This window comes from Pantoea sp. GCM10028869, from assembly GCF_042666835.1.
Classification (GTDB): domain Bacteria; phylum Pseudomonadota; class Gammaproteobacteria; order Enterobacterales; family Enterobacteriaceae; genus Pantoea; species Pantoea leporis.
Genome location: NZ_JBHTGO010000001.1, coordinates 601133 through 618143, shown reverse-complemented (window position 1 = coordinate 618143; position 17011 = coordinate 601133). Strand labels below are relative to the sequence as shown.

The window sequence follows — 17011 nt, the reverse complement described above, 5'->3', positions numbered from 1 at the left end:
TTGTAGCGGCGAAAATTGGCCTGAAGTGAAAGATTTACTTATTGGGCACTTAGGAGGAGGCTCTCGAAGAAGGATATCTAGGGATAACACTTGAACTGAGGACTGCTTTACTAAAACTGCTTTCATAAGGTCTGTGTTCCAAACCGATGACGCATTAAGACATAGCGATAATAATTTAGCAACGAATATGTTTATTTATTTTAACCATTTAAAGGCCTGGATGGCTGAACGGCCGGTTACGCTTCATCTTTGGCTGCGCTTTTTCGCGCCGGTCATCGCCGTATGGTTTGTTATCTGCGTGGTGACGCTACTTATAGCAATAACAAGCAACTATAATCTCACCGGTTAAGTGGCTTGATCTGCTTTGTGAGCACATCAGCTTTTCCACTCCTTTTCGCGGCGGTGAATTTCAGAGGCATACATGATGCGTACTCTTCAGGCGGCCTGGTTGCTTACTCTGTCCCTGTTTGTCTGTCCCGCCTCGGCGGCCAACACGATCAGCGATGGCTGGGAATGGCTCAAGCAGGACGTTTCACAAACCTGGCAGGAACCGCAGTATTACGATCTCTATCTGCCTTTCATCAGCTGGCATGCTCGTTTTGCTTACGATAAAGATAAAACCGATAACTACAATGAAACGCCTTGGGGGGGCGGGTTGGGCGTCTCGCGCATCAATGAAGACGGTAACTGGAGCGCGCTCTACGCGATGGCGTTTAAAGATTCCCATAACGAATGGCAGCCGATCATTGGTTATGGCTGGGAGAAAGGCTGGTATCTGGATCAATCGCGCGATTTTCGTCTCGGACTTGGGCTAACCGCCGGTATTACCGCGCGCGATGACTTCGCCAATTACGTGCCGCTGCCTATCGTGCTGCCGCTGTTCTCCGCTGGTTATAAACGCCTCAACGTGCAGTTCACCTATATTCCCGGCACTTACAATAACGGTAACGTGCTGTTTGCATGGGTTCGCTATGCCTTCTGATTCCGCCAACGCGTTGCATAAAGATCGCCTCAGCAAAGTGCTCAAGCGCATTGCGTTGGGCTTGCTGGTTTTGCTGGTGATGTTCCTGGTGATCCGTGGTTATCAATCCGAACAGGGACCGCCGCTGCATCGCTGGCATACGTGGTCGGCGGATGAAATGTCGGTGGATGAGATCGATCGCGCCAGCTTCGCGGATTATCTGACGCGTGAAGCAGCGATTTTCCACGACATGAAGCTCAACGTGACTGACCAGCTCAGTGACGATGAGAAAACGGCACTCAACCGCTTTAACGCGCAAAGCCCGGTTTATCCGGCGCGATTCGACACCGACTGGAATCGCTCATATATCCTCGAGCCAGAAGGAAAAGCGAAAGGTGCGGTGGTGCTGCTGCACGGATTAACCGATTCGCCGTACAGCATGCGCTATCTGGCGCAGGCGTATCAGCAGAAGGGTTTTGTGGCGGTAGTGCCGCGACTGCCGGGACACGGCACGGCGCCCGGTTCGCTCACCAAAGTTGACTGGCAAATGTGGATGGCGGCAACCCGCTTAGCGGTGCGCGAAGCGACACGCCTGGCGGGTAGCAACGTACCTTTGCATCTGGTTGGATACTCGAACGGCGGCGCGCTGGCGGTGAAATACAGCCTCGATACCTTGCAAAATAACGCGCTGCGCAAGCCGCAGCAGCTGGTATTGCTGTCGCCGATGATTGGCGTCACCGCCTATGCGCGGTTTGCTGGCTTAGCCGGCTGGCCCGCTATCATTCCCGGCTTCGCCAAAGCGGCGTGGCTGAGCATCATCCCGGAATACAATCCTTTTAAGTACAACTCGTTCCCGGTGCGCGCGGCGCGGCAATCGTGGCTGCTGACTCAGGCGATGCAGGATCAGCTGCTGCATGTGATTCGCGGCGGCAGCATGCCGGCGTTTCCGCCGGTGCTGACCTTCCAGTCAGTGCTGGATTCCACCGTCAGCACCCGCGCGGTGGTCAATGCGTTCTATCGCTATCTGCCGGATAACGGCAGTGAACTGGTGATGTTCGACGTCAACCAGGCGGCGAACTTGCGCGCGCTGTTCAGGCCCGCGCTCTACTCAGCGGTCAATAATTTGTTGCCGCCTGCGCCGCGCCGCTATGCCTCAACGGTCATCACCAACGCGTCACCGACCACCTATCAAACCGTGGCGCGCATTACAGCGGCGGATCAAACGCAAGAAATCGTGCGTTCGATGCATGAAGCGTGGCCGCAGGATACCTATTCGTTATCGCACATTGCCGTGCCGTTCCCACTCAGCGACTCGCTGTATGGCCGCGAGCCAACGGAAAAGAATCGTTATGGCATTAGCTTTGGCACCATCTCGCTGCGCGGTGAAACCGCCAGCCTGATCGTTGGGCTGGATACGCTGATGCGCAACACTTCCAATCCGTTTTTCGATTACATGATGTTGCAAATCAAGGGGCGCATTGACTGCAGCAGTCAGAGCAATCTGCCGGCCTGCATCAAAGCGTTATGACTTTTTTCAGCCAGCCGCTGGCGAGGATCACTCTGGAGAGCAACACCGAAGCGGCAAAGGTCACGGCAATCAGCGTCAGCTTAGTCGCCAGCGAGGTGATGGGAATCAGCGCGGTGAGCAGATGGAAAACCGAGTAGTGAAGAATATAGACGCCGGTCATGGTTTTGCTGATGGTCGCCAGAATGGTCTCTTTAACCGCCACATTGCGGCGAAAGCGCACCTGACTGGCGGCAATCACCAGCACCACCACCAGCAGATAAATCTGCGAGCCGGTGAGAATAAAGGCGTTGCGATCGGCTTTGAATAGCGCGAAGAAGAAGTGCTGCTCATAAAACCAGGTAAACAGATAGATAAAGGGCAGGGCGATCACCGCGCCGCGCGCCACTTTTTTGCGCTCCATCCAGTCATTAATCAGCGGATCGCACAACAGCTGGCCGGTTAAGTAAAACAGCAGCCAGGTCCAGAGCCGATACTGCGGTTCAAGCCGGAACAGCGGGTCGTCCGGATGCAGCACCGCCAGCAAATCGTAGCAATATGAGAACGCCAGCAACGCAAACACCAGCGCAACGAACGCGCGTCGATGCTGGCTAAGCCAGATCATCAGCGGGTGAAAGCTGTAGATGATAATGAACGAGAAGATGAACCATGGCTGGATCAGGTAGCCGCGCTGATACGGTTCCCACAAGTAATAGACCGTCATCCAGAACAGAAACACGATCACCAGATTGCGAATCTTGCCTATCTGCCAGTTAACATCCTGCTCGGAACGGGCATCCATTATCCCGGCGACGACAAAAAACAGCGGCGTGGCGATGGTGGAGATAAAGGTCAGAAATGCCAGAATCCAGTGATAATCGTAATCGTAGCGATCCCAGGTGTTGTACACGGTGAAAAATGTCACCGCCGTCATACATCCCAGCGTTTTAATCACATTAAGGCCGGTCACATTCATGATGCGCTAGCCACCGGTTGGCGATGGAAGCAGGCGTAAATCACCGGCAGCACCAGCAGCGTTAGCACCGTGGCAAAACCCAGACCAAACATGATCACCACCGCCATGCTCTGGAAGAACACATCGCGTAATAGCGGCGCCAGCCCGAGCACGGTGGTGAAGGCGGTCAGCAGAATAGGGCGCAGACGCGAGGTGGCGGCATAGATGATCGCGTCAGCCTGCGGCTTTATTAGCTTCTGCTGTTCAACCTCTTCGACCAGCACGATGCCATTTCGAATCAACATACCGCTAAGACTCAGCAGGCCGATTAACGCCATGAAGCCAAACGGAATCCCGGTGATCAAAAAGCCCGGCGTCACGCCAATCAGCGCCAGTGGCACCGTCAGCCAGATAGCGACGGCGTTTTTCAGCGAGCTGAACATCAGCACGGTGATCACAAACATCACCAGATAACCCAGCGGCAGCGAGGTAAATACGCCTTGCTGCGCTTCACTGGAGCTCTCCGCATCGCCGCCCCACTCAATGCTGTAGCCGTGCGGCAGCGGGATCTGCTCAATCAGCGGCTTCACGCGCGCCACAATATCGCCGGACGTATCGTTGCTGAGCGGATTCGGGTCGGCCTGCACGGTGAGCACGCGGCTGCGATCGCGGCGCAGAATCAGCGGATCTTCCCATTGCAGCGTAAAACCGCTCACCACATTGCTGAGCGGGATGTACTGCTGCTGGCTTTGGCTCCACACCAGCACGTTATTGAGATGATTGGCGTCCTGCCGCTCGCTGGCCGGTGGCCGCACGATAACCGGCAGCAGGTCAGCGCCTTCCCGATACAGCCCAACGCGGCTGCCGGTGAAATTCATCTCCAGCGCGTTATCCACCTCCTGCTTATCGACGCCTAGCTCGCGGCCTAATGCCAGATTGAACTGCGGGCGAATAACTTTGCTGCGGTTTTGCCAGTCATTGCGCACGCTGTCGGTGGCGGGATCGGCGGTGAGGATGTCGCCGACCTGGCTGGCGATCAGGCGCATTCTGTCGGGATCGGGACCTTTGATACGTACTTCAATCGCGCTACCGCCCGAAGGACCAAACATCACCCGTTTGGTGCTGGCATTGACCTGCGGATACTGGCGCACGATGTAGGCATCAATACGGTGTGACAGCGCGCCGATATTACGCTGATCGTCCATGCGCACCATGATTTGCGCATAATTGCTGTACTGACGCTGCCCGTTGTAAGTGAGGATAAAGCGCATGCTGCCCTGGCCAATGGTGGTGACGGTAGAAATCACGCCTTGCTGCCCGGTAATCGATTTTTCAACGTCGCTGGCCATCTGCTCGGTGGCGTTGATATCGGTGCCGTACGGCAGCCAGAGATCGACGAAGAAGATCGGCGTATTGGCTGAAGGGAAGAAGTTTTGTCGCACCGATCCAAAGCCCCAAATCGCCAGCGCCAGCAGCACCGCCATCAGCGAAAGCGTGAGGGTTTTTTGCCTGAGCAACACCTGCAACATGCGCTGATAAAGGCGATAAAAACCGCCGTCATAAGGTGAAACTTCAGCCGCAGCTTTAGTAGGTTCCTGTGTTTTAAACAGCCACCATTTGATCAGCACCGGCGTGATGGTGAGCGCCGAGAACCAGCTCAGCAGTAGGGAAATCAGCAATACCTGGAACAGCGATTTGCAGTACTCGCCGGTGGAATCCTGCGAAAGACCAATCGGCGCAAACGCCAGAATGGCGATTATCGTCGCGCCCAGCAGCGGGAAGGCGGTGCGGCGAATCACAAAGTTGATGGTGGTCATCAGCGGCGAGTTTTGCTGACGCGCGATCAGCACGCCTTCGACAATCACAATCGCATTATCCACCAGCATGCTCAGCGCGATAATCAGTGCGCCCAGCGAAATGCGCTGCAACTCAATGCCGCACAGATACATGATCAGCAGCGTGCCCAGCACATTGAGCGCCAGCGACAACGCGATGATAATGCCGCTGCGCACACCCATAAATATCAGCAGCACGCCGACGACAATCGCCAGCGCCATCAGGAAGTTGGTAATAAAGCCATTCACCGAGTGCGCCACTTCGGCGGCCTGATCGTAAAATACGTTGATCTGAATGCCCGCCGGTTTTTCTGCCGACATCTGCTGCAGTTTGGCCTCCAGCGCGCGCCCGACATCAATGACATTCACGCCGGGAACAAACGAAATTCCCATGGTGACCGCCGGACGTCCGCTGGCGTGGTAAATGCTGGAGGGCGATTCACTCAGCCCGCGCGACAGCGAGGCGATATCGCGCAATCGGGTAGTGGCGTGATCGCCCGGCGGGCTGACCAGCAAGTCGCCCAACTCCTCGATGTTCTGAAACTCGCCGGTTGGATGCAGACGGATCGATTCCGTGCCGGCTTTGATGTCGCCCGCATTGGAGACCACGTTGAGGCGACTTAGCACGCTGGCGAGTTGCGGCAGCGTAATGCCGCGCGCGGCCATCATCGTTAAGGAGACATCGATATTAATCTGCTGCGGGATCACGCCGCCCAGCGCCACCTTGCCCACGCCCGGCACCAGCACCAGTTCACGCCGTAGCTGCTCCGCGTATTGCACCAGTTCCGGGTTGCTGAAGTTGTCGCCAGAAATGGCAAAGAAGAAACCAAACACATCGCCAAAATCATCGTTAACGAATGGCGCTGCTACGCCGGGAGGAAAGAAACGCGCCGCGTCGCCGACTCTGCGCCGCAGTTCGTCCCAGATTTGCGGCAACGCGTTGGAGTGATAACGCGAGTCAATGTTGACGGTAATCTGCGACAGGCCGTTGGAAGAGATGGAGCTGACATTGTCCAGATAGGGCAACTGCTGCAGCGCATTTTCCAGTGGCAAGGTGACTTCCTCTTCCACCTGCTGCGCGGACGCGCCGGGATAGTGGGTGACAACCACCGCGGTCTTAATGGTAAAGGCTGGATCCTCAAGACGGCCAATATTGAGCAGAGCAAAAATGCCGCCGACGCCCAGTAACAGAATCGCCAGCCAGACGCGGACCGGATTATCGATAAACTGCCGGGAGATATCCATTATAGCCCCCGCTCACGCGTCCAGATGCGTACCGATTGCTGAGCATGCAACTCGTTGACGCCAGCGGCGACCACGCGTTCACCGGCGTGCAGCCCGGCGGTGATCACCACGCCACGATCGGTTACTTCGCCCACGCTGACTTTGCGATCTTCTAACGTCAACTGATCGCCGCTGCCTTGCACCACCCAAACATGCGGTTCATTGCGCTGGCTGTTATCGGGATTGAACACCGCTTCCACCGGCACCACTAACGATTCGCGATTCACATTGGCGGGCAGATTGGCGAGGTTAATCGTCACCGTGCCACTGACGCCGCCCACCGCCGGGAAATCGGCCGGGCGCGGCATAGTTAAAATAATCTGCCACGTCAGCGAGTTGCTGTTACTGCTGCCGGTGTGCTCTTTGTACTCGGCCTGGAATTCGCGACCCGGCAATGAGTTGATGCGCACCACCGGGCGATAGGTTAGGTTGCGCATATCCAGCGCGGTAAACAGGTTTTCCGGCACGCTGAACACCACGTCGAGCAGATCGTTGCGGGTCAAGGTAGCGATGGTTTGTCCGGCGGCGACCACCTGATGATTGCGCACGTTAACCACGGCGGCCACACCGCTGAACGGCGCGGTTAGCGTCATCTGGCTTAACTCCTCACGGGCAATTTGCAGCGCGGCATTGGCCGCATCGCGGTTGGCGCGCTGCACGTCCATATCTGCCTGCGAAATCGCCTGTCGGCCGGAGAGCGTCTGGAAGCGGGCAAATTGCCGCTGGGCGAGGGTGGCGGCGGTCTGGCGCTCATTAACGCGCTGCTGCGCTTCCCGCGCCGTAAGCCTGGCGATGAGCTGGCCCTGCTCGATGCGGTTGCCCTGGCGAATATCCAGCGATTCAATCTGTCCTGCACGTTTGAACGACAAATCGGTGGAGTCGCCGGATTCAATGCGCGCCGGGAAGATACGTTGTTGAGATTCGCCGGACGCCACAACTTCAACGACTTTCACCATGCGTGGCGGTGGCGTGACTTCCTGTGTTTTTTGATCGCAACCCGTTGTTAAAAATATAACAATGGCAGTCAGCGTAATATAACGAGTCACTGTTTTATCCTCAGCAACAACGAATCCATTGTTGGCAATAATGTGAGTGGATAATTTAATTACCAAGCATAGAGACAACCGCGTAGGTGAATAGTCCTACGGCGGAGCAGGTAACGATCGCAATGACAACATAAAGACTCAGACGGAGCAGGCTATAACCATACATCGTTGCCTCCATTAACCATGACCACAGAAAAACTGCGCCATCGTCTTGAAAGGTGAGAAGTATTAACAGGATGTTTTTGTTATCGATGAGCATAGACGCAGATGTCAAAAAAAGTAAAGCCTGATAGCTTGTAATATTTTTGATGAAATTAACCAGATTTAAATCTAATAAAACTGATTTTCATGGATATTTAATCCGCAATATCGATATAAAATATCAGATTAAAGCAACCTGAATGTTGGCTTTAAATTACCCAGCCTTATGAATTATCACACTATATTTTTATTATTATCCGCGATCGGATAAGTCTGGTGAGATAAATGGTTTCCGCCTCGCGACTTTTATTGAGAAATGAATGCGTTGAATATCCCTGTGCTACGTTTATAGCGTTCATTTTACAAAAAACTTTCAATTTCGTATAGAAAATAGGGCTGCTCCATTGCCGCTGAGCAGCCATTAACTACATATTTTTCAATCTGAAACGGACCGCTTCTTCCACCGGATAAGTCAGGTCTGATCTTTTCGTTCAATGGCGACTTGTTAAATACGGGATATCACCGCCTTGATTTCCGAAACAGGATTTGAGGAGAAAGCGATGAATACTGCGAAACCGGAAAGTACCTATTATCAACTTTCTGTCGATGAAACGCTGGCCAGTACGCAAAGTTCCACCGAGGGAATCAGTAGTGCTGAAGCGGCGGCGCGCCTAACACAGTACGGGGAAAATGCCCTGCCACAGAAACCCGGCAAGCCGGTTTGGCTGCGTTTTCTCGCTCACTTCAACGATGTGCTGATCTACGTTTTGCTTGCCGCTGCGCTGCTAACTGCCGTCATGGGACACTGGGTTGATACGCTGGTGATTCTCGGCGTGGCGGTGGTGAATGCCCTGATTGGCCACATTCAGGAGAGCAATGCGGAAAAATCCCTGCAAAGTATCCGCAATATGCTCTCCAGCGAAACGGTGGTGATCCGCGCGGGAAATCACGAGACGCTGCCCACCACCGCGTTGGTGCCAGGTGATGTGGTGGTGATCCGCGCCGGCGACCGCATCCCGGCGGATCTGCGCGTCATTGAGGCGCACAACCTGCGCGTTGAAGAAGCGATTCTGACGGGCGAATCCACCGTGGTCGAGAAGGGCACGGACGCACTCATCGGAGAGCTGCCGCTGGGCGATCGTACCAATCTGCTGTTCTCCGGCACCACCGTCAGTTCGGGCGGCGGCAAAGGGCTGGTGGTCGCTACCGGTGGCGCCACGGAACTTGGGCACATCAACCAGATGATGTCCGATATCGAAAAGCACCGCACGCCGCTGCTGGTGCAGATGGATAAACTCGGTAAAGCCATTTTCCTGATCATCCTGGCGATGATGGCCGCGCTGTTTGTCTTCAGTTTGCTGTTCCGCGATATGCCGGTTTCAGAGCTGATGCTGTCTCTGATTAGCCTTGCGGTGGCATCGGTTCCCGAAGGATTACCGGCGATTATCTCGATCATTCTGTCGCTTGGCGTACAAACCATGGCGAAGCAGCAGGCGATCATCCGCAAGCTGCCTACCGTGGAAACGCTGGGCGCGATGACAGTGATCTGCTCAGATAAAACCGGCACGCTGACCATGAATGAAATGACGGTGAAAGCGATTATCACCGCCGATCAGATTTACCGCGTTGATGGCGTGAGCTATGAACCGGTGGGCGCCATCCATAAAGCCGATGACGCTGTGCCGGTAAAAGTGGCGCAAGGCTCGATCCTCGAGCGCTATCTGCGCACCATCGATCTGTGTAACGACAGCCAGCTGATTAAAGACGAAAACGGGCTGTGGAAAATCACCGGTGGCCCGACGGAAGGCGCGCTTAAAGTGCTAGCCGCCAAAGGACATCTGCCTTCAGTCACCACCGAACTGCGCAATAAAATCCCCTTTGATTCGCAATACAAATACATGTCGACGCACTATCTGATTGGCGATGAAGAGTGCGTGCTGCTGACCGGCGCGCCAGACGTACTGTTCAGACATTGTCAGCAGCAGCAAACAGAAGCCGGATTGCAGCCGATCGATCTGCCGTGGTGGGAAGCCAAAATTGAGGAGTATGCGCGCGAAGGATTACGCATGGTGGCGGCGGCCTGGAAACCGGCCACACCAGGACAAACTGAGCTGACGCATCAGGATTTGCATCAGGGCATGATTTTGCTCGGCATCGCCGGGATGATGGATCCACCGCGACCGGAAGCCATAACCGCGATTGGCGACTGCCTGCAAGCCGGCATTCGCGTGAAAATGATCACCGGCGACCATCCGCAAACTGCGATGAGTATTGGACAGATGTTGGGAATCGGTAACGCCAGCACCGCCATCACCGGTCGCGAGCTGGAAGTGATGGATGACCAGCAATTGAGTGAGGCGGCGCAGGCGTACGACATCTTTGCCCGTACCAGCCCGGAAGATAAATTCCGTCTGGTGCAGGCGCTGCAAAGCAAAAAAGAGGTGGTCGGGATGACCGGCGATGGCGTTAACGATGCGCCCGCGCTGAAGCAGGCGGATGTCGGTATCGCCATGGGGATTAAAGGCACCGAAGTAACTAAAGAAGCCGCCGATATGGTACTGACGGACGATAACTTCGCCACCATCGCCAGCGCGGTGCGGGAAGGGCGCCGTGTCTATGACAACCTGAAAAAGACCATTTTGTTCATCATGCCGACCAACCTCGCGCAGGGCTTACTGATCATCATTGCCCTGCTGGCCGGTAACCTCATTCCGCTGACCCCGGTGCTGATTCTGTGGATGAACATGGCGACTTCCGCCACGCTCTCCTTCGGCCTGGCGTTTGAAGCGGGTGAGCAAAATATCATGCGTCGTCCGCCGCGCGATCCCAAGCTGCATGTGATGGATGGTTTCGCCATCTGGCGCGTGATTTTTGTCGGTTCGATGATCGCCATCAGCGCCTTCGTTCTGGAAGCCTGGCTGCAACCGCGCGGCTATTCATCGGAATTTATTCGTACCGTGTTATTACAAACGCTGGTAACGGCGCAGTGGTTTTATATGCTGAACTGTCGTGTTTCCGACGGCTTCTCATTGAGCAAAGGTTTGCTGATGAATAAAGGCATCTGGATCGTCAGCGGCGTGCTGTTAGTTCTGCAATTGCTGATTATCTACGCGCCCTTTATGCAGCTGCTGTTTGGTACCACCGCACTACCGTTACGTTACTGGATTATTACCTTGATCATTGGCTTCGTAATGTTTTTGATTGTCGAAATCGAAAAGCCATTAACGCGGAGATTCAGAATCAATTAATAGCGCGTGACATTCAGGCCGTTTCTCTTACGGCCTGAATGTTTTTCGTCACTTGACCTCAAACAAGGCCCAGCGCACAGGTTTTTCTCTATAATACATTTTGTATAGGATGAAGGATCTTAATAATGGGACTGAACGACTTTCCTTTATGGTCAAAGCTTTTGCGCGTACTGATAATTCTCGCCACGTTGACCATAATTCTTACCGGTATCTATCTGGCATCGGCATTAATTAATCAGGTGATGCTGTCATTGTTTCTGGCGATTATGCTCGATCCGTTAATCAGTCGGCTCGAAAGAAAACGCGTGCCGCGTCTGCTGTCATCGCTGCTGGTGATTGTGCTGCTGTTATTGGTGATTGTGTTCACCATCATCAAACTCACTGTATTAACCCCCGATTTAATCCAGCTCAGCCGTCAGGCACCGCAGCTACTGGCCGAACGCTTCGAGCCGGTGACGCAGACGTTTAGTCATTTGGGCCTGGTTTTAACGCCCAACGACATGCTGGCGTTTGTTGATGCGGGTGCGGTGGTGCGCTTTGTCACGGGTTTTCTCACGCAAATACCCAGCATTCTTTCCTGGTGGCTGATGGTATTTCTGATGCTGTTTTTCATGCTGTATGAAATGAGAAATTTAAAAATCTTGCTACGCAAACAGGCCGAAGGGAAATATCAGCGCTATTATGTGGCACTTGAAGAGGGTGTACAAAGCGTTATCGTTTATGCTCAGGTTAAAACCCTGACCAGTATTGTCGGCGGCATTATTGTCTGGGCGGGTGCTCATCTTTTTGGCCTGAAGTTCGCCTTTTTCTGGGGTGTGTTGATGTTTGTCTTCAACTATATTCCGGTGCTGGGTTCATTTATGGCGGCCATTCCGCCAGTGCTGCAAAGTTATATGCTGTACGATATTCAAACTGCATTGGTGGTCGCACTGTTCTTCGTGGCGTTGAATTTAATTCTGAGTTCAGTCATTGAGCCGTTGTTATTGGGCAAAAGATTGAATATGGCACTTACCACACAGCTGCTGGCGTTTCTTATCTGGCAATCTTTGTTGGGCATCATCGGTGCAATTCTGGCAATTCCGCTGACGTTTATGTTGAAAAAGATATTACTGGCGAGCGCTGGGAACGAAAAGCAGGGAAAGCATTTAACAAACCTGTCGCCATAAATGGCGATTCGCTTGTTATTTTCTCAATGGTGAGTGCGCAGGCCGGCCGGTGCCGCTTTTGGTCCGGCGGTCCTCGCGCCGCTTACGCGGTACCTTCATTTCGCTCGTCAGCCTGACGGACCGGCGGAGACGGGACTTCCTTGTCCCGGCTCCGCCTTTCGCCCGCGTCCTGCGGGCTCTCCTGGCTTCCTCGCTACATTCAGCGCTGCGGATTGCCTGCCCAAAAGCGGCCCCGGCCTGCTTAAACTTCAGTGCGTGTGGTTGAAAACGGCTAAATTGTGAGAGGCGCTGGCGCGTCTGCTGCGGCGAAAGGGCTATCCGCAGCGCTGAGGCTTTTACGTTGGGCCAGGAGCCTCACGCATGGATGCGTGAGGCAGTTCGGGGCCGGCCAGGACGGCCGATCCCCGAACGGTCCGTCGGCACAACGTGGAAGCCGAGGGCACCGCGCTAGCGGCGCGAGGACGGCCCGTGACGCAGCAGATGCGTCAGAGCCCGCACGGATAATACGGACACAAGGCAAAATTTCACGCTCAAGACTTTCTACCCCGATAAAAGGTTTGATACAGCACCGGCAACACCAGCAGCGTTAGCACCGTGGCGAATCCCAAACCGAAAATGATCACCACCGCCATGCTCTGGAAAAACACATCGCGCAGCAGCGGTAGCAGGCCGAGCACGGTGGTAAAGGCGGTGAGCAGAATCGGGCGCAGACGCGACGTTGCGGCATCGAGAATCGCTTGCTGTAACGGCTGATGCCGCGCCAGTTGGTGCGTTTCCTCAACCAGCACGATACCGTTACGAATTAACATGCCTGACAAACTCAGCAAACCAATCAACGCCATAAAGCCAAACGGAATGCCGGTGAGCAGGAAGCCGCAGGTGACACCAATCAGCGCCAGCGGCACGGTAATCCAGATCGCCAGCGCATCGCGCAGCGAGTTAAACATCAGCACGGTAATCACAAACATCGCGAGGAAACCTAACGGCAGCGAGCCAAGCAGGCCGCTTTGGGCATCGCGCGAACTCTCCAACTCGCCACCCCATTCCAGATGATAGCCGGCGGGCAACTTCAGCTGATCGATGGCTGGCTGCACGCGCGCCACAATCTCTGCGGCGGTGCGGCCGCTGGCGGGATCGGGATCGGTCTGCACCGTCAAGACGCGCATGCGGTCGCGGCGCATTATCAGCGGATCTTCCCATTCCAATTGGAAATCGCTCACCAGATTGGCCAGCGGCACATAACGCTGCTGCGCCTGACTCCACACCTGAATATTGCCAAGATGGTCGATATTCTGCCGCTCCAGCTCGGAGGTCTGCAGCATGATCGGTATCAACCGCGAGCCTTCGCGCAGCAAGCCGACGCTATCACCGCTAAAGTTGATACGCAGCGCGCGGTCGATCTCGCGCTTGTCCACGCCCAGCTCCTGACCGCGCAGCGGCGAATACTGCGGACGAATCACTTTACTGCGCGCCTGCCAGTCATGACGCGGCGGAAACGCGCTGCCCTCGGCGAGGAAAATATCGTCAATCTGGCTGGCAATCTGCCGCAGCGTAATGGGATCGGGGCCGGTAATCCGCAGCGCAATGGCGCTGTCGCTGGCACTGCCGAAATTGATGCGTTTGATGCGCTCCGTCACCTGTGGGAAGTGCTCGCCGATGTGCTGCTCGGTGTGCTGCGCCAGCATTTCCAGCTGCCTGGCGTCCTGCACGCGCACCATGATCTGCGCATAATTGCTGTACTGACGCGTTGCATCGTAAGTCAGCGTAAAGCGCATCGCGCCCTGACCAATGGTGGTCACGGTACTGCTGACGCCCGGCTGCTGGTTGATCCAGCCTTCAATCTCGCGCGCGGTTTGTGCGGTGTAATGGATGTCGGTGCCATACGGCAGCCACAGATCGGTGAAGAAAATTGGCGTATTGGAGGCGGGGAAGAAGTTCTGCTTCACGTAGCCGAAGCCATAGATCGAGGCGGCCAGGCACGCGGCCATCAGCACTAAAGTAGTGATGCGGAAGCGCAGCAGCGTGGTGAGCACGCGGCGATACAGGCGAAACACCACGCCCTGATACGGCTGCGCGGTCTCTTTGCTGATTGCCTGGCGACCATCCATCCACTGCACGAACACCGGCGTCAGCGTCAGCGCGGTAATCCAGCTGAGCAGCAGAGAAATCAGCAGCACCTGGAACAGCGATTTACAGTATTCGCCGGTGGAATCCTGCGATAAACCAATTGGCGCGAAGGCGATGATGGCGATCACCGTGGCGCCGAGCAGCGGCAGCGCGCTGCGTTTCACCATCTGCATCATCGCCTGTTGCAACGGCTTGCCGCGCTGGCGATCGACCTTGATGCCTTCCACCACCACGATGGCGTTATCCACCAGCATGCTGAGAGAGATAATCAACGCACCCAGCGACACGCGCTGTAGCTCAAGCTTAAAAAGATACATGATCAGCAGCGTGCCCAGCACATTGAGCGCCAGCGAGGCGGCGATCACCATACCGCTGCGGACGCCCATAAACAGCAGCAGCGTTCCGACGACAATCGCCAGCGCCATCAGGAAGTTATTGATGAAACCATCCACCGACTGCTTCACTTCCTGCGCCTGGTTATAAAACACGTTCAGATCGATGCCGAGCGGTTTGGCCTGCTGATGCTGCTGAATTTTGGCGCTTAACGCATCGCCGACATCAATCACGTTGACGCCAGGCGCAAAGGAGACGCCCATCGCCAGCGCGGCGTTGCCGTTGGCGTGATAGAGATTGCCCGGCCGTTCGGTAACGCCATAGCTGAGCGTGGCGATATCGCGCAGCAACACTTGCTGGCTGCTGCCGGGCGCTGAGATTGGCAGCGCACCGATCTCATCCAGTGACTGAAACTCGCCGGTCGGATGGAAACGAATCGCTTCATTGCCGAGGCGAATCTGGCCCGCATCGGAGACGGCATTGACGCTGTTGAGCAAAGCGGCCACGCGCTGTGGCGTCACGCCCAGCGCTGCCATCTTCTGGCTGGAGAGCGTGATATTCACCTGCTCCTGCTCAATACCGGCAATCGCCACTTTCGCCACGCCAGGTACCAAATTCAGCTCACGCCGCAATTGATCGGCGTAGGTGCGCAGCTCGCTGTTGGTGAAGTTCTCGCCGGAAAGGGTAAAGAAGTAGCCGTAGACATCACCAAAGTCGTCATTTACCAGCGGCGCGCTGACGCCGGGAGGAAACTGGCGCGTGGCATCGTCAACGCGGCGACGCAGTTCATCCCACACCTGCGGCAAGTCGTTGGCGCGATAGTGGCTGTGAATCGTAACGGTGATCTGCGACAAACCGTTGCTGGAGATCGAACTGACGTTGTCGAGCGACGGCAAGCGCTGCAAGGCGTTCTCCAGCGGCAGCGTCACTTCCTCTTCCACCTGCTGCGCCGACGCGCCGGGATAGTGCGTCACAATCACCGCCGATTTAATGGTGAAAAGCGGATCCTCCAGACGGCCAATGTTGAGCAGCGCAAAAATGCCGCCCACGCCCAGCAGCAGGATCACCAGCCAGCTGCGAATCGGGTATTTGAGAAACGGTTCCAGCAGGCGCATCACAGACCTCGCTCGCGTGTCCACAGGCGCACCGCCTGACCATCACGCAAATCGCTGACGCCCGCGACCACAATGCGATCGCCCACTTGCAGGCCGGAGAGAATTTCGATGCCCTGCGCATTGAGTTTTCCCACCACCACCGGCTGCTGCTGAACGTTAAGCACATCACCCTCACCGCTGATCAGCCACACGTAAGGCTGATTCGGCAGGCTGTGATCCGGGTTAAACACCGCGTTGGCCGGCACGCGCAGTAGCGGCGTGCCGTCGGAAGTGGGCAGGTTATGCATCTGCACTTTCACCGTGCCGCTCAGTCCGCTGACCTGCGGTAAATCCGTTGGACGCGGCATCGTCAGCACCACTTGCCAGGTTAGCGTGGCAGCATCAGCTGCTGCACGATGCTCTTTATATGCCGCGCGAAACGTGCGGCCCGGCAGCGCATTCAGGCTGATCTCAGGCTGATAACTCACGTTTTGCACGTCAAGGCTGGTGAACAGGTTTTCCGGCACGCTGAAAATCACATCCAGCACATCGTTGCGGCTGATCACCGCCACCGTTTGTCCGGCGGTGACCACCTGATGATTTTGTGAGGCCACGCTGGTGACGATGCCGTCAAACGGTGCGCGCAAGGTGTGATAATCCAGCTCCTGTTTGGCGATGTTGAGCGCCACGGCGGCGGAGTTGCGGTTCGCCTTTTGCACATCCATATCTGCCTGCGAAACCGCACTGCGCGTGGCCAGCGCACTGAAGCGCTGATACTGACGATCCGCCAGCTGGAATCTGTTCTGCTGATCGTTGACGCGCAGCTGCGCATCGGTATCGATCAGTCGGCCAATCACCTCGCCAGCCTTAACATGGCTGCCTTCACGCACCTGCAACTGCGCCAGCCGCCCGGTACGCTTAAACGCCAATTCGGTGTAATCGCCCGCCGAAATACGCGCTGGAAATACCCTGACTTTCTCTGTGGTATTTTCCGTCAGTGTTAGCGCTTTAATTACGCGAGGTGCGCTGAGTTCATCACCGCTTTTATTGTCACAACCGATCAAAACCAAACAAATTACAAGTGCGCCCAGCACTGGCCAATTATTCATGCCCCTGCCTCAATAAGAAAGAAAGGGCGGGAATATGCCATTTCCTGAAAGAGGGAATAATGACCCTCCGCAAAATAAGGGTCATTAGGTGGAAACAATTATGTGCGTTTAAGGTTGGTTTAATTTGGCGATGTCTGGCGAAATCAAT

General features: G+C 55.4%; 9 protein-coding genes. 4 read left to right on the top strand and 5 right to left on the bottom strand.

Translation table 11 applies throughout. The features are described 5' to 3' along the window. Positions 1–424 precede the first annotated feature (424 nt). Both pagP and ACFQW4_RS02805 read left to right on the top strand, forming a co-directional pair. Complete coding sequence (pagP, locus tag ACFQW4_RS02810; RefSeq protein WP_377724001.1) at positions 425–982, top strand: lipid IV(A) palmitoyltransferase PagP; 558 nt, start codon at positions 425–427, stop codon at positions 980–982. After that, entirely contained in the window at positions 972–2489 is a 1518-nt protein-coding gene (locus tag ACFQW4_RS02805) for an alpha/beta hydrolase (RefSeq protein WP_377723662.1), read from the top strand. The genes pagP and ACFQW4_RS02805 overlap by 11 nt, the downstream gene beginning before the upstream one ends. Here ACFQW4_RS02805 and ACFQW4_RS02800 read toward each other — a convergent pair. Genes ACFQW4_RS02800 through ACFQW4_RS02790 form a run of 3 tightly spaced genes read right to left on the bottom strand, consistent with a single transcriptional unit; the run spans position 2476 to position 7495 of the window. Further along, complete coding sequence (locus ACFQW4_RS02800) at positions 2476–3441, bottom strand: acyltransferase (RefSeq protein WP_377723660.1); 966 nt, start codon at positions 3439–3441, stop codon at positions 2476–2478. The genes ACFQW4_RS02805 and ACFQW4_RS02800 overlap by 14 nt on opposite strands. Continuing rightward, positions 3438–6500, bottom strand: a complete 3063-nt coding sequence (locus ACFQW4_RS02795; protein ID WP_377723658.1) for an efflux RND transporter permease subunit — start codon at positions 6498–6500, stop codon at positions 3438–3440. The genes ACFQW4_RS02800 and ACFQW4_RS02795 overlap by 4 nt, the downstream gene beginning before the upstream one ends. Then, positions 6500–7495: an efflux RND transporter periplasmic adaptor subunit gene (locus ACFQW4_RS02790; protein ID WP_377723999.1), complete on the bottom strand. Its 996-nt coding sequence runs from the start codon at positions 7493–7495 to the stop codon at positions 6500–6502. Before ACFQW4_RS02790 ends, ACFQW4_RS02795 begins: the two co-directional genes overlap by 1 nt. Positions 7496–8346: 851 nt before the next feature. On the opposite strand from ACFQW4_RS02790, the gene ACFQW4_RS02785 reads away from it, so the two are divergent. Together ACFQW4_RS02785 and ACFQW4_RS02780 are read left to right on the top strand one after the other, a co-directional pair. Beyond that, positions 8347–11034 (top strand): cation-transporting P-type ATPase, encoded by a 2688-nt coding sequence (locus ACFQW4_RS02785; RefSeq protein WP_377723656.1) that lies wholly within the window; start codon positions 8347–8349, stop codon positions 11032–11034. Between the two features lie 125 nt (positions 11035–11159). Next, on the top strand, positions 11160–12200 hold the full coding sequence (locus tag ACFQW4_RS02780; RefSeq protein ID WP_377723654.1) for an AI-2E family transporter: 1041 nt from the start codon (positions 11160–11162) through the stop codon (positions 12198–12200). A 530-nt stretch (positions 12201–12730) separates the two neighbouring features. Here the strand turns inward: ACFQW4_RS02780 and ACFQW4_RS02775 are convergent. Beyond that, positions 12731–15775, bottom strand: coding sequence for an efflux RND transporter permease subunit (locus ACFQW4_RS02775; RefSeq protein ID WP_377723652.1), 3045 nt, complete (start codon positions 15773–15775; stop codon positions 12731–12733). Then, the gene (locus ACFQW4_RS02770; RefSeq protein WP_377723650.1) at positions 15775–16863 is read right to left on the bottom strand and encodes an efflux RND transporter periplasmic adaptor subunit; all 1089 of its coding nucleotides are present in this window, start codon (positions 16861–16863) and stop codon (positions 15775–15777) included. The genes ACFQW4_RS02775 and ACFQW4_RS02770 overlap by 1 nt, the downstream gene beginning before the upstream one ends. Between the last annotated feature and the right edge of the window lie 148 nt (positions 16864–17011).

Bases quoted from the DNA above. Each gene is read 5' to 3' on its own strand.
- pagP (WP_377724001.1), top strand. From the start codon at position 425: ATGCGTACTCTTCAGGCGGCCTGGTTGCTTACTCTGTCCCTGTTTGTC.
- ACFQW4_RS02805 (WP_377723662.1), top strand. From the start codon at position 972: ATGCCTTCTGATTCCGCCAACGCGTTGCATAAAGATCGCCTCAGCAAA.
- ACFQW4_RS02800 (WP_377723660.1), bottom strand. From the start codon at position 3,441: ATGAATGTGACCGGCCTTAATGTGATTAAAACGCTGGGATGTATGACG.
- ACFQW4_RS02795 (WP_377723658.1), bottom strand. From the start codon at position 6,500: ATGGATATCTCCCGGCAGTTTATCGATAATCCGGTCCGCGTCTGGCTG.
- ACFQW4_RS02790 (WP_377723999.1), bottom strand. From the start codon at position 7,495: ATGGTGAAAGTCGTTGAAGTTGTGGCGTCCGGCGAATCTCAACAACGT.
- ACFQW4_RS02785 (WP_377723656.1), top strand. From the start codon at position 8,347: ATGAATACTGCGAAACCGGAAAGTACCTATTATCAACTTTCTGTCGAT.
- ACFQW4_RS02780 (WP_377723654.1), top strand. From the start codon at position 11,160: ATGGGACTGAACGACTTTCCTTTATGGTCAAAGCTTTTGCGCGTACTG.
- ACFQW4_RS02775 (WP_377723652.1), bottom strand. From the start codon at position 15,775: ATGCGCCTGCTGGAACCGTTTCTCAAATACCCGATTCGCAGCTGGCTG.
- ACFQW4_RS02770 (WP_377723650.1), bottom strand. From the start codon at position 16,863: ATGAATAATTGGCCAGTGCTGGGCGCACTTGTAATTTGTTTGGTTTTG.